The organism is Agrobacterium sp. B1(2019), from assembly GCF_008274755.1.
Lineage (GTDB): Bacteria > Pseudomonadota > Alphaproteobacteria > Rhizobiales > Rhizobiaceae > Agrobacterium > Agrobacterium salinitolerans.
In genome coordinates, this window is the sequence record NZ_VTPB01000003.1 from 635,286 (window position 1) to 648,664 (window position 13,379).

10 protein-coding genes and 1 pseudogene are annotated in these 13,379 nt (G+C 58.0%); 2 read left to right on the top strand and 9 right to left on the bottom strand.

All coding sequences use genetic code 11. From position 1 onward, the window contains the following. Nucleotides 1-6: 6 nt before the first annotated feature. The 8 genes from AGR1_RS23235 to AGR1_RS23270 all read right to left on the bottom strand — a co-directional run bounded on the left by AGR1_RS23235 (nt 7) and on the right by AGR1_RS23270 (nt 8,916). Entirely contained in the window at nt 7-807 is an 801-nt protein-coding gene (locus AGR1_RS23235) for an enoyl-CoA hydratase/isomerase family protein (RefSeq protein WP_149148370.1), read from the bottom strand. 110 nt (nt 808-917) lie between these two features. Then, nucleotides 918-2,288: an MmgE/PrpD family protein gene (locus AGR1_RS23240; RefSeq protein WP_149148371.1), complete on the bottom strand. Its 1,371-nt coding sequence runs from the start codon at nt 2,286-2,288 to the stop codon at nt 918-920. Then, a complete protein-coding gene (locus AGR1_RS23245; RefSeq protein WP_149148372.1) occupies nt 2,289-3,491 on the bottom strand; it encodes a CoA transferase in 1,203 nt (400 codons plus the stop codon). Nucleotides 3,492-3,582: 91 nt separating this feature from the next. Further along, complete coding sequence (locus AGR1_RS23250; protein WP_149148373.1) at nt 3,583-4,581, bottom strand: tripartite tricarboxylate transporter substrate binding protein; 999 nt, start codon at nt 4,579-4,581, stop codon at nt 3,583-3,585. Nucleotides 4,582-4,746: 165 nt separating this feature from the next. After that, nucleotides 4,747-6,258, bottom strand: a complete 1,512-nt coding sequence (locus tag AGR1_RS23255) for a tripartite tricarboxylate transporter permease (RefSeq protein ID WP_137411824.1) — start codon at nt 6,256-6,258, stop codon at nt 4,747-4,749. A 9-nt stretch (nt 6,259-6,267) separates the two neighbouring features. Next, nucleotides 6,268-6,768, bottom strand: a complete 501-nt coding sequence (locus tag AGR1_RS23260) for a tripartite tricarboxylate transporter TctB family protein (RefSeq protein ID WP_187772264.1) — start codon at nt 6,766-6,768, stop codon at nt 6,268-6,270. Nucleotides 6,769-6,995: 227 nt separating this feature from the next. Continuing rightward, a complete protein-coding gene (locus AGR1_RS23265) occupies nt 6,996-8,258 on the bottom strand; it encodes an AbrB family transcriptional regulator (RefSeq protein WP_348640593.1) in 1,263 nt (420 codons plus the stop codon). Continuing rightward, nucleotides 8,143-8,916 carry an alpha/beta hydrolase gene (locus AGR1_RS23270; RefSeq protein ID WP_149148376.1) on the bottom strand — a complete coding sequence of 258 codons (774 nt, stop codon included), beginning with the start codon at nt 8,914-8,916 and terminating at the stop codon, nt 8,143-8,145. Before AGR1_RS23270 ends, AGR1_RS23265 begins: the two co-directional genes overlap by 116 nt. 177 nt (nt 8,917-9,093) lie before the next feature. Here AGR1_RS23270 and AGR1_RS23275 point away from each other — a divergent pair, with 177 nt between their 5' ends. Together AGR1_RS23275 and AGR1_RS23280 are read left to right on the top strand one after the other, a co-directional pair. Then, complete coding sequence (locus AGR1_RS23275; protein ID WP_246669706.1) at nt 9,094-11,103, top strand: 3-hydroxyacyl-CoA dehydrogenase NAD-binding domain-containing protein; 2,010 nt, start codon at nt 9,094-9,096, stop codon at nt 11,101-11,103. Between the two features lie 434 nt (nt 11,104-11,537). Beyond that, entirely contained in the window at nt 11,538-13,151 is a 1,614-nt protein-coding gene (locus tag AGR1_RS23280) for a BCCT family transporter (RefSeq protein ID WP_149148378.1), read from the top strand. Nucleotides 13,152-13,235: 84 nt separating this feature from the next. On the opposite strand, the pseudogene AGR1_RS23285 reads toward AGR1_RS23280, so the two are convergent. Further along, nucleotides 13,236-13,375, bottom strand: a pseudogene (locus tag AGR1_RS23285) (IS3 family transposase); the annotation flags it as partial. Between the last annotated feature and the right edge of the window lie 4 nt (nt 13,376-13,379).

Genomic DNA, 13,379 nt, shown 5'->3' on the forward strand with positions numbered 1-13,379 from the left:
TCCTCCTTATTCGCTCGACTTGTTGAGGAATGCCTCGACCGACGCACGGTGTTCGGCGGTTGTATAGCAGATCGCCTGCGCCTCACGACCAAGCGCAAAAATCGTCTCGTCCGAGCTTTCGAAGGTCTTGTTGAGGATCGACTTCGTTAGAGCGACTGCAGCCGGCGAGCCGATGGTTAGTTGTTCGGCCCAGACTTGTGCTTCCTCGAGCAGCGATTCCGGCGAAGCAACGCGATCGATCATCCCGATCTGAAGCGCCTCGGCGGTTTCGACGACCCTCGCGGTAAGGATCAGTTCCTTGGCTCGGGACAGTCCGACGCGGCGTGGCAGAAAATACATTCCGCCTCCATCTGAGACCAGCCCGCGCTTGATGAAACTCATCGACATCTTTGCGCCCTCGGATGCGATGATGAAATCACAGGCAAGCGCCATATCGAGCCCAAGTCCGAATGCCGCTCCGTTCACCGCCGCAATCACAGGTTTGGTGATCCCATGGATGACTGCCACGCCTTTATGCGTGCTCCGCTGACGGGTCCAGCCATTGAAGGCGACATCGCCGGGCGCAGCGTCCAGACGAGCACGCATTCCCGATACGTCACCGCCCGAGCAAAAGCCTTTGCCGGCTCCGGTCAAAATCACCGCCCGAACCGATTTGTCGGTCGCGAGCTGTTCGAAAAGCTCGATCAACTCCGCGCGCATCTGGTCGTTCACGGCGTTGCGCACATCGGGCCGGTTCAATGTCACGGTTGCGATGCCGTTCTTGTGCGATATCGCAACGAATTCGTGTTCGCGCACATTGATGGTCATGGTTTTGGTCCTTTCTGGTCTTTACGAGCCTTGCCAAGGGCAAGCATCATTTTCCGCTTTTTTGGATGTGAAGCCGGACAGCCATCTGGCCGATCCTGCTGTAACTTTTCTCAATTTTGCGCCCTGCAATCCTCGCTCGCCCTTCGCTTCAACCGAGCCGGCAGCTCCTCACCAAGAAGAACCGTCGTGACAAGGCTTTCGCGATCTCCCCTGGAGATGGTACCGGAGGAGAGCTCGTGGAATTTCGCGATGAGGTCCGCGTCGCTCAGCGGGTCTTCGGGATCACCTCGCCGCGTTTCCTGCAGATGCCGGAGCGTATGTCCGCCCCTGAGTGTGACCGTTAGCCGCGCCTGCCGTTTCACCGGATAATTGGCGGAAAGAACCGGATCTTCACTAATCCGTATTCTCTGCATGAAATCACGTATGTCAGCGCGTCCCATTATCGCCGGTTCGAACGCCGAGAGCCTGACCCCTCCGAGAAACAGGTAGACTGCAAGACAATATTGCAGACTGAAGCGGGCATCCTGTGCAGAAACGGGCTCCGGTCTATCGCACATGCTCTGGGTCGCCCGATAACCGGACACCTCGATGCGCTCTATGTCCGCGGGATTAAATCCGTGCTGCTTGCGCATGCTGCCAATCCCATCAAGCGCAGGAAAGATATGCCCACAACAGCCATGCGCCTTCACCGTCATGCGCGTGATGGGCGTCCAGGTACCGAGACCGTCAAGGGCGCGCGCCCAGTCACCGGAGGTCTCGCTCGTGGCAGCTGCGAAGCCTTTATCGGCATGCAGGCTTTCCAATGACCCCGTCACGCCGGCCGCAGCGGCCAATGCTGCCATGAGCCCTGCATCCGCAGCATGCCCCGGATGGAGCGCTTTTGCCATTCCTTCTCCCTGCAGGTTCTGCTGGTGCCCCCCGGCAAAACTTGTCGCAAGCGCTATGGCGTGGCCGATAACGCGACTGTCGCCGCCCATTAAGATCGAACCCGCCACCGCGGCGCCGATTGTTCCCACGGTAGAGGTCGTGTGCCAGAACGCGTAATGACTGGGCTGGATTGCAAGCGATATACGACAGCCGACCTCATAACCCGCGATGATGGCGCGGTGCAGGTCGTCGAGCGTGGAATCCAAATGCTGTGCGAACGCCAGGGCTGCCGAGATTGTGGGGCTTCCGGGGTGGTAGCCGCCATCCTTGAAGATATCGTCGAATTCCACCGTGTGGCTGGCAACAGCGTTCAGGAAAGCCGCACGTCGCGGGCTGCATGATTTTTCGTCCACATAGCACCAGGCGCGGCCGCTTCCTTCCGTTTCCATCATCGCGGGGGCCATGATCGTCGCCGGCGCCCGAACGCATCCGGGAAGCGTTGTGGCAAACCAGTCGAGGATGGCGCGACGCGTTGCCCAACGCACCGGTTCTTCGACCGGGCGGTGACGCCAGTCCGCCGCAACTTCGGCCAATCTCAAAAGCGGATTGGTCATTCATGCGGCCCCTGCAAAGATGGCCTCGTCGGCGTGCAGTTGCGCGATCGTTTCCCCGTCGAAGCCAAGTGACTGCAAAAGCTCCTCGGTCTGCGCCCCCACCGTCTGTGGTGGGAAGGTAAGGCCCGGAGGACTGTCAGACATGGTAAAACCAGCAACCGGCACCACCAGGCCGTCAATCTGGCTTCCCGGCGCGTCATGCTTGTGGAGAACCTGCCGAGTGGCGATCTGCCGATCTGCCAAGGCCTCCTTTAGCTGACGTACCCGCGCTGCAGGAATTCGGCGTTCGTTCAGAAAGTTTTCCCAGTAGTCGGCGGGCATGGTCGCAAATATCTGCTTGAGAGCCCGTTCTTCCTCGGCATGGCCATCCAGCCGCTCGTCGTTGGTGGTTTTGATCAGGTCCTCGCGCCCGAGAGCAATCCAGAGACGACGCTGTTGCTCAAGATTGGAGGCCGCGACCATCAACTCCGCGTCGGATGCGGGATAGAGCCCGATTGTGGCGAAGGGGAAGCGGTTGCCCTTTGCCTTGGGATGGCTCTCGTTCCAGAGGTAGCCAGTCACTGAGGGACTGCAAAGCATGAGGGCGACATCGAGCATGGATACGTCGATGAACTGTCCCTTTCCGCCGTTGCGTTCACGCTGAAACAGTGCCGCCGTGATCGCGTACGCCGCCGTTGTGCCGGTCGCATAGTCGACAACCGGCGCTCCGCATTTCAACGGATCGCCGTCCTGATCGCCGGTCATTGCCATCATTCCGGAGAAAGCCTGCAATACGGAATCATAGCCGGTCTGTTCGCGCCGTGGACCGGTCGCTCCGAATGCGGAGATCGAACAATAGATGATGCCGGGATTGAGCGCTCGCATGTCCTCATAGCCGAGCCCAAGCTTTTCAAAGGCTCCGGGTCGGTAGTTTTCAACGAAGACATCGGCTGTCTTGATGAGACGCTTTAATACCTCGCGCGCACTCTCGACCTTCAGGTTGAGCGCCATGGCCTTTTTATTAGAGGCTTGCGACATGAAAGCCGTCCCCATACCCAAATTGCTCAGGGCGCGATCCGCCCCTTGAAGGCGGGCCTGATCCGGGTCGGAGGGATCTTCAATCTTGATCACTTCGGCACCCAGGACGGCCATCTGGTAACTGGCAAAAGGACCAGCAAGAACATGGGTCGTGTCGATGACACGGAGTCCGGCAAGCGCTTTCATGTGAGATTCCCTTTTCGAAGTCCCGATCACATCGGCAGAAAATCGCCGAAGAATTTGTCCGCATGCAGCCCGTCGCATGCGGACATTCGCGTTATTGCAGGAGGCCCGCGGTCTGAAGTTGCTTCGTCGCGGTATCGCTGACCGAACGTACGAACGCCGTATACTGCTGCGGCCCCATCCAGGAATCGACTACGCCGGTGCTATGAGCATAATCCTGATAAACCTTCGCCTTCATCGCTTCGTGGAAAGCATCGGCGATCTGCTGCTGCAATTCGGGAGGCATGTCCTTCGGACCGAAAATTCCCCGTACCTGCACCCAGCTGGTATCGACCTTGAAGCCCTGTTCGCCAAAAGTCGGGACATCAGGAGCCCCCTCAAGGCGCTTCTCTCCGAGAACACCGAGACCATTGATCCGCTTGGACTCGAAGAAAGGCGCAGTGGGACCGAGGTTGGAGACGCCGACGTCGATGTGCCCACCGAGCAGTGCCGTCATGATGTCTGGCGTAGAATCAAAACCCACCCAGTTGAACTTTACGCCGGCCGCATGTTCAAGCATTGACGTGCCCAGATGCTGCATGGATCCGACCGGACCGAACCCGCCTATATTGATCGTCCCGGAACGCTCTTTTGCTTTGGCGACCAGATCGCCGATTGACTTGATGTCGGAATCTGCGCGCGTGAAATAGACGATCGGGTCTTCCTGCGTCGAGGCGATCCAGGCGAAGTCATCGGCCGAGAACGTTCCCTTCAGATTTGTCAGCATGCTGGTGAAATGCGTCATGGTATTGATACCGAGGGTTAAGCCGTCAGGCTTCGCACTGGCCACACGTGCCATCTGCGTCGCACCACCCGCACCCGGTGCGTTTACCACAACGATCGTCTGTCCGATCAACGGTTCGAGCGATTGGGCAAGCGTGCGGATGAAGATATCCGCCGTTCCGCCGGGCTTGGTATGCATGACGACGTTGACGGGGCCAGTCGGCTTCCAGGACGTCTTCGCAAAGGCTGGGCTCACCGCGAAGGCGGCAGTGGCTGCCATGCAGGCCGCGAGGCTGCCGGCACGCACGAAGTTGGACAGATTGAATGACATCACGTTCCTCCCAGGGGTCAAGATGAAAAACCGGCTCCTCTCCGGCGCATCATCAGTGTGCTGATTTTATCAAAGAACTGAACTAAGCTTTGGTCAGTCCAGATGAACGAGAAAATTGGTCTTGGCGGGTGGAGAGCCGACATGGGCCGGCCCTTTACATCGACCTCAGCTTGCTGCGGTCTCACCCTCATCCCGCGCGATACGCCGCCGACGCCGGATAAAGCCGATAGCGGGTAGAACGAAGGCGAGAGCTGCGATCAACAGCAGAACCAGGGTCAGGGGAGACGAGTAGAAGATGTCGAGGCTTCCATGGGATGTAATCAAAGCGCGGCGGAAGTTCGTCTCCATCATTTCACCGAGCACCAGTGCAAGGATGATCGGCGCCAACGGTATCTGTATCTTCCGCAACAGATAGCCGAGGATGCCGAAGGCCGTCATTACGTAGACAGGAAACATCGTGCCTTCTGATGAATAGGCGCCGACAAGGCAGATGGCCGAAACGATAGCAGCGATAGCCGGCCGGGGAATATTGGCCACCTGAGCCCAGCCGCGCGCGCCAGCAAGGCCGATCAGCATCATAATGGGCACGCCGATCCAAAGAGAGGCAAAGATTGTATAGGGGATTTCAGGGTTGCGACTGAAAAGCAAGGGACCTGGCTGGATTCCCTGAATCATCAGGGCTCCGATCATCACAGCCGTTGTCGGCGATCCGGGAATGCCGAGGGCAAGAAGCGGCGCCATAGCACCCGAAACGGCTGCGTTGTTGGCGGCCTCGGATGCGGCAACGCCTTCTACAGACCCCTTGCCAAAAAGGTCCGGCTGCCGGGAGGTTCTCTTGGCCGTTGCATAGGCAATGAAGGAAGCGATCGAAGCGCCCGCGCCGGGAATGATGCCAATGACGTAGCCGAGAACAGAACTTCTCATGATGACGCCATTGAGTGGCCAAAGCCCTTTCCAGTTCCACGACATGAAGCCGCCAACCGGAGGGCTTTTTACCTTTTTGGCAGCCCCCTCCTCCACCATGAACAGCACTTCCGATAGCGCATAAAGGCCAAGCAGCACCGGCACCAGAGGAAGACCCTCAAAAAGCTCCGTGGATATGGCAAAGCGCGGTGTGCCGGTCTGGGTATCGAGGCCCACGGTTGCGAGCGCCAGTCCGATGCCCATCGCAATGGCGCCTTTGACGACCAGGCCCTCGGCCAGACCAACAACCAGGCTAAGGCCGACAATGGCCAGCGCGAAATATTCGCCAGGGCCAAAACGAAGTGCAAGTTCCGACAGCGGAACAGCTGTGAAAAGCAGGAAGAGAGCGCTGACGAATATGCCGATACCGGACGCGATAATCGACACCATCAGCGCTTCGCCCGCCCTCCCCTGCTGCGTCAACGGATAGCCGTCCCATGCGGTGGCGACTGCGGCCGACGTTCCCGGCGAATTGATCAAGATAGCGGTGATCGCACCACCATATTCGGCTGCGGCATAGAGCGCGACCAATCCGACGATCGAAATGACCGGGTCCAAGCCGTAGGTAAAGGGAATAAGCAAGGCAACGCCAAGGCTCGGCCCAAGTCCAGGAATAGCGCCGATCAGATAACCGGCAAGCGAGCCAAAGACCAAGCTTACCCATACCATCGGATTACCAAACGCGGAGAAGCCCAACAGGAGATTTTCAAACATTTCGGTTCCTCAGGGAAAAACGACATTCAAGGCGGTGTCGAACACCACGTATATGAATGCGACCAAGGCCAGGGGAACGCCGATGACGTGCAGGGGACGACGTTCGCCGGCGGCAAGCATTACTGCCATCGAAAAGATACCGACGCAGAGGTAGACGCCCATCGCCTCGAACCAGGCAGCCTGGGCAATGAAGATCACGCTGGTAAGGAACACATAAAGGGGGCGACGCCACTGCGATGTCTCTCGCTCGCTCTTACGAAGCAGGCCCGCCACGCCGAATGCGATCATCAGGATGGTCGCGATCAAAGTACCGGCCGCAATCAGCAGAGGGAACCCTCCTGCACCGATGTCAGTCGCGTTGAACGGCTTGGGCAAGCTTCGTGCCTGCAAGCCATACCAGATCAATATTGCGAGAAGCACCGAGCCGAAAACCACCTCGAGCGCGGGCAGGGAAATGCTTACGGAGCCAGCAAAGCGCTCTTTGCCTGCCGATACAGGTTCCTTGTTCATAATTTTCCTCCTCTGGGCAGCACGAAAAACTCTCGCGCCCCACCCCCTCCTCAAGGGGTGTACAAAGCGGCCGTCTCGAAACTCCATGGCCTGGAACAATTCGAAACGGACCTGGCATCGTTATCGGAGATGAGGTTGGCGAATTGAACTGAGAATTGATTTGGCCAACAAGCCCCATTTCTTTGGGCAGCAATTCCAGCCCGAACCGCGCGCGCCTTCAGAGCCGATTATTCCTCACCGACACCCGTTGAACGGCGTTTCTCATAACGATGGATCAGCCCTACGATCCACGGAATATTGGGTATAAAAATGAAGATTCGGGTCAGATGGAATGCGGTGATGAGTGCGACGTCCTGACCGAGGTATTTCGCCGTGAGCGCCATTTCGGTTACCCCGCCCGGCGCCGCACCAAGAACCATAAGTTCCCAATCGAGCCCCAGCCCCACAGCAATGACGACAGCAACGCCTGAGGTCATGGCCAGCAAAGCAAGTGTCGCAAGGACAGACGTAATGACAAGTCGCCCGGCGGCCTGAAACAGGGCCCTGCGGAAGGTCGACCCCAACCAGACCCCCAGAATGACCTGTGCAGCCGAGAGGATGATGGGAGGATAGACGAAAGGTCCGAACCCCATGGCCGCAACGGCCGACGATGCTGCAAGCGGCCCGAGGAAGAAGGGATTTGCGACGCGCAGGAGGCGGAACAGCAAGCCGCCTGCCACGCCGACTGCCGGCAGAATTGCAGTACCCGCCATATCGAAGACAGCGGAAGTGCGCATACCGGCAGAGAGCGGCCAGCCGTCAATCGCATATATGACGACGGGAAGAAGGACGACGACGGCTGCGATCCGAACGGTCTGAGCCAGGATGATGGGGCCTGGATTGCACTGGAAACGCTCCGCCATAATCGCAGCCTCGACCGGACTTGTGGGTAAGGATGACAGAAAGGCAGCCGTCAGATTCAGTCGCGCAATGCGCGCCAGCAACAGCGCAACGGAAAATGCGCACAGCGCCGTTGCCAACGCCATTCCCACGAGAAGCGGAGAAAGCGTCAGCAACATTGCAAAGGCAGCGGGTGAAAAATAGACGCCCACCTGCGATGCCACAACGATCTGTCCGGCGGGGCGCGTGTCTACGGGAATGACGATATCGGCAATACCGGTCAGGTAGAGCATTGCCGTGAACAGCAAGGGGCCTATCATCCATGGCAAAGGCAAACCGACGCTGACGGCGACAAGCCCGCCCAGCGAACCGAACGCATAAACGAGCAGAAGCCATCCAACATACCGAAACATCGTCACCGCCCGAACGCGCTTCGCGCCCACCCGGTGAGCGGCGTGGTTTTTTGACGAGATGCGTGCAGGGCGATGATGCACATCAGCGGTGTTCCGCAAGAAACAGCGACACAGCTGTGTTGAACCCGTCGGGGCATTCGATGTTGATTGAGTGGCCGCCCGGCAAATCCTTGATCGCAATATGCGGATGAGAGTCACGCAGCCAATTGCGCGCGTTCTGAAACCGCTTTTCCCAGGCGCCATTTATCAGCAGTGTCGGCACACGTAACTCGCCCAGCCGTCCGCGAACGGACAGATGCGGCGTTGCCTGCGCCAGAAGCATGACTATGCCACGGATATCGCTGCTATCCGCGTCCTGGCTCAAAAGCTCTCTGAGATCGGGCGGGAAGCGCTTCGCGTGGCAGGGATGATAGGCCATTCGACGCAGGGCAACGTGCCTTTCTCTCAATATCTCTTCCATCTGCTTAAGGTTCTGGCGCTGCTGAGAGACATCCCACGCCTCCCGCAACGCACCATTGGCGTTGGTAAAGACCTGGGCAACTACCCGGTCGGGAAAGGTCAACGCATAGCGAAGCGTCAGGGCAGCGCCGAAACTCTGGCCGCAAATATGCCACCTGGAGATCTGGAGACGCTCCCGGACGGCCTCGATCGCCATCACCAGAGCTTCAGGTGTGGCGTCGACCTCACTATTTGGCGCAGGCGAAAGACCATGTGCCGGCAAATCAATCCTGATGATGCGGAACTCCCGCGAGAGGCACAGATTGGGCCGCCAGTGATTCCGACTGGACAGCATGCCGTGGACCAGCAAAAGCGCCGGGCGTCCGTTTTCGGGATCCGCATCGATAAGTAGCGTCATCGAAATTATCAGTCTTCCTCACTCCAAAGAAGACGCTACCAGAAACCCTTGCGTGTTGAACCCAACTATCGGCAGGGCAATTTCAAACTATTGGTTATGTTACCAATTGAGCGTTCGTCGCTATAGAAACCCGGATGACCGGTATTATGCGCCTGCATTTGCGCAGGGCGCCGGTTGATGATGCAGACCATCAAACGGGAGGAGAGTATGGCAACTCTGGTAGGTTGCGAATTGCACGAAGGGATTGCAATCGTCACGATTGATTCACCGCCTGTGAATGCGCTCGGTCAGGGTGTCCGGTCAGAACTTCTTGCAATGGTTCGGGAGATCGATCGCGATCAGGACATAAAGGCTGCTGTCCTTTGCTGTGCAGGCCGAACATTCGTGGCGGGAGCGGACATCAGCGAACTCGGCAAGCCGCCGCTCTCGCCCGTGCTGCCCGAGGTTCTGGATGCTATCGAAACTGCCCGCATTCCTTGGGTTGCCGCTATCCATGGCACGGCGCTCGGCGGCGGACTGGAACTGGCGCTTGCCTGCGCAGCCCGCATCGCTGACGTCAGTGCAAAATTCGGCTTGCCCGAGGTGACGCTCGGGATGGTGCCGGGCGCAGGCGGAACAGTCCGGCTACCGCGTCTTATTCCGATGAGCGACGCCATTGACATGGTGACGGGCGGCAAACCCGTAACGGCGCTGAAGGCATTGTCGTCCGGTCTTGTCGATCGCCTTTGCGAGAGGGATCTGCTTTCATCCGCACTTGCCTTCGCTTCGGCGCTCTCCGGCAAGCCCAAGCCGTTGAGCTTGCTTGACCGGCCCTGTCGCAATGTAGATGGCGTCGATTGGGATGAATTGAGGAAGACAATCAAGGCCAAGGCACGCGGCGCAGAAGCGCCTGTGGAAGCGCTGCATGCCCTGAGGGACAACCTGAACCTGCCGGCGCGCGAAGCTCTCAAGGAAGAAAGACGACGATTCCTTCGCCTTGCGTCTTCCGAGCAGGCCGCGGCACTGCGCTATGCCTTTTTTGCCGAGCGGAGCACAGGACGTAGCCTCGCCACAATCGAAAGTGCACCGGCGGAACTTCAATGCGTCGGCGTCGTTGGTGGAGGCACAATGGGTGCCGGCATTGCGATCGCACTTCTTCTTTCCGGGTCTGAGGTTCGCCTTCTGGAGCGTGATTCCGGTGCTGCTGAAGCCGCCCGAACGCGTGTGAAGGAGATGCTGGATGGAAGCATCGCCCGCGGCGTGGTTTCACAAGACGCCGCGAATGACGCGATCAATCGCTTTGTGGCCGAGACAGACGCAGCAGCTCTTCGTTTTTGCGGTCTCGTGATCGAAGCGGTGTTTGAAGACATGGAAGCCAAGCGCAACGCCTTTTTCAGACTTGACGCCGTCATGCCCAAAAATGCGGTACTCGCCACCAACACCTCTTATCTTGACATCAATATGCTGGCTGAAACGACGGCTGATCCCACCCGGGTTCTCGGACTTCATTTTTTTGCGCCAGCTCATGTGATGAGGCTTCTAGAGATCGTAAGGGGACGCCATACCGGGAATCGTGCGCTCGCTACCGGGGCAGCGCTCGCAAAAAAACTCAGAAAGACAGCCGTCGTTTCCGGTGTCTGTCATGGTTTCATCGGCAACCGGATCATGGCTGCATACCGGCGCGAATGTGAACTCATGCTCTTACTCGGCGCTCTGCCCGAACAGATCGATGCTGCAATGCGTGACTTCGGTTTCCCCATGGGGATTTTCGAAGTGCAGGATCTCAGCGGTCTGGATATTGCTTGGGCGCAACGCAAAAACAAGGCTTCATCCGAGAGCGTCCCCTACAGCCGCATTGCAGACCGGCTTTGCGAAGCCGGTCGCCTGGGGCACAAGTCTAAAAGGGGGTGGTATGACTACACTACGGGTCCGAAGAAGATCGATCCCGAGGTTGCCCACATCATAGAAGAGGAAAGATTGAAAGCCGGAGTAACACGACACCGCTTCTCGAACGAAGAGATCATGCAACGCATCCTCGACGTCATGCAGACCCAGGGCCAGGCTTTGCTTGACGAAGGAATAGCCGAGAGTGCGTCGGATATTGATATCGTTATGCTGACCGGCTTCGGTTTCCCCCGTCACCGCGGAGGTCCGATGTATCTTGCCGAGCAGTTAGAATTGCCGAGCTCCGAACGCAGTCGATCATGAGTAAACCAGATGCGTGGAATCGACATGCAGCTGATACTAAAGCCGCCGATCCGGATTTTTCTCCATCGAAGATCAGTTTCCGCTCAGCCGGCTCCAAATAGTTGACGGAGCACACGACCAGGCAGTCACGCTTTTCAAGCAACCGTTCGGCCCCTAGCCCAATCTGGAGGAATTGCCCGGACTGTTCAAAATGACCATGTTTCGAGTTCCGCAATTACGGTTCGGGGTGGAACATGAAAGATATGGAGGTCGCATATAGACCAAATCTGGTCGATGCATGATCCATGCCGCGTCGTCCTGTCAGCAATACTGCGTTATGCGGGCAAGATGTTCCAAACTTTCAAAGAACCTACGGGGATTTTCTCCGTCCTGATTTGCTGCAGTCCGCAGCGCGTGTCACCCAGACGGAAAACTCGTTATCATTGGAGAACACTATGAGCGACAGCGGCATTCCCGTTCCCGAAGGTCCAACCGAACTGATCGATACAACTTATATGGTTGGACAAGACAACATCACACCCCGGATCGGGCCGTTCGGCCTCGACGTGCATAACCCTGTTTTCCTGATCTCGGGTCTGACCATCGTTGGCTTCGTCCTACTGACGCTCGCTCTCCAGCAGTATGTGGGACCGCTCTTCTCCGCCCTGCGCGACTGGCTGACAGCGACCTTCGACTGGTTCTTCCTGGCTGCCGGCAACGTTTTCCTGCTTCTTTGTCTTTTCTTGATCGTATCGCCCTACGGCCGGGTCCGCATCGGCGGTCGCGATGCTTCGCCGGATTATTCCTATTCCGGCTGGTTTGCGATGCTCTTTGCTGCCGGTATGGGGATCGGCCTGATGTTCTATGGCGTCTCCGAGCCAATATCACATTATTCCACCGCCGTCGCTGGGAATGCCGGAAGTCCCGAGAGTTGGGCACCACTCGGAGGCGCGGCAGGGGACACGGCGACCGCCCGACATATCGGCATGGCCGCGACGATCTTCCATTGGGCCCTCCATCCTTGGGCGATCTATGCGGTGGTCGCGTTGGCGTTGGCGCTGTTTTGCTACAATAAGGGCCTACCGCTCACAATACGCTCGATCTTCTATCCTATTTTCGGCGAGCGTGTCTGGGGTTGGGTTGGCCATATGATCGATGTGCTCGCTGTCTTCGCCACGCTTTTTGGCCTTGCCACCTCCCTTGGTTTCGGCGCGGAACAGGCAAATGCCGGCCTGAATCACCTGTTTGGGATGCCGGTCAACGACATCTCGAAGGTCGTCCTGATCGGTGTTATCACCGCTGTGGCCCTCACCTCGGTAGTGGCTGGGCTCGATGCCGGCGTCAAACGCCTTTCGGAGATCAACATGATCCTGGCCGCGTTGCTCCTGGCCTTTGTCGTGGCAGTCGGTCCGACGCTGGCCATTTTTACGGGCTTCTTCACCAACCTCTACGAATACATTCGCTACCTGCCCGAACTGTCGAACCCCTTCGGTCGGACCGACGACAATTTCCGCCAGGGCTGGACCGCTTTTTATTGGGCTTGGTGGATTTCCTGGTCGCCCTTTGTCGGCATGTTCATTGCACGCATCTCGCGCGGGCGGACGGTGCGCGAGTTCCTCACCTGCGTGCTCATCATTCCCTCGCTGGTATCAGTCTTCTGGATGACGGCGTTCGGTGGGACGGCGATCAGTCAGATCGTGAACGATGGTTACCAGGCCGTGGTCGATGCTCCGCTGGAGCTTAAATTGTTCGCCATGCTGGAAGCCATGCCCCTGCAGGCTGTCACAAGCTTCATCGGCATCGTACTGGTCATCGTATTCTTCGTAACCTCGTCTGATTCCGGCTCACTCGTCATCGACACCATCACCGCCGGCGGCAAGGTGGACGCACCTGTTCCCCAACGGGTCTTCTGGGCGACATTTGAGGGCCTCGTCGCCATTGCCCTTCTGCTTGGTGGTGGACTGGGAGCACTTCAGGCAATGGCCGTATCGACAGGCTTTCCGTTCACCATCGTCCTCTTGCTCGCCTGCTTCGCCATCCTGAAAGGACTAGCAAACGAACCGCGCTAAAGATTTGGAGATCGAGTACGCCGAGCATTGCTCTGCAAGAACTCACGAGCTTCGTGACCTGCTGCCGGTTTTTCGGATACGAAGTTAAGCTAATCCCACCGTGGTTTCAAAATCATTGGGGCTGAGATAGCCCGGTGTCGAGTGGCGACGTTTCGGATTGTAGAGCGCTCGATGTAATCGAACACGTCTGCCTTTGCATCGTCTTTGGTCCGGTAGACAGCTTGCGTG

What these genes read in the sequence shown, in the direction of transcription:
- AGR1_RS23235 (WP_149148370.1), bottom strand. Translation starts at nt 807, where the DNA reads ATGACCATCAATGTGCGCGAACACGAATTCGTTGCGATATCGCACAAG.
- AGR1_RS23240 (WP_149148371.1), bottom strand. Translation starts at nt 2,288, where the DNA reads ATGACCAATCCGCTTTTGAGATTGGCCGAAGTTGCGGCGGACTGGCGT.
- AGR1_RS23245 (WP_149148372.1), bottom strand. Translation starts at nt 3,491, where the DNA reads ATGAAAGCGCTTGCCGGACTCCGTGTCATCGACACGACCCATGTTCTT.
- AGR1_RS23250 (WP_149148373.1), bottom strand. Translation starts at nt 4,581, where the DNA reads ATGTCATTCAATCTGTCCAACTTCGTGCGTGCCGGCAGCCTCGCGGCC.
- AGR1_RS23255 (WP_137411824.1), bottom strand. Translation starts at nt 6,258, where the DNA reads ATGTTTGAAAATCTCCTGTTGGGCTTCTCCGCGTTTGGTAATCCGATG.
- AGR1_RS23260 (WP_187772264.1), bottom strand. Translation starts at nt 6,768, where the DNA reads ATGAACAAGGAACCTGTATCGGCAGGCAAAGAGCGCTTTGCTGGCTCC.
- AGR1_RS23270 (WP_149148376.1), bottom strand. Translation starts at nt 8,916, where the DNA reads ATGACGCTACTTATCGATGCGGATCCCGAAAACGGACGCCCGGCGCTT.
- AGR1_RS23275 (WP_246669706.1), top strand. Translation starts at nt 9,094, where the DNA reads ATGATGCAGACCATCAAACGGGAGGAGAGTATGGCAACTCTGGTAGGT.
- AGR1_RS23280 (WP_149148378.1), top strand. Translation starts at nt 11,538, where the DNA reads ATGAGCGACAGCGGCATTCCCGTTCCCGAAGGTCCAACCGAACTGATC.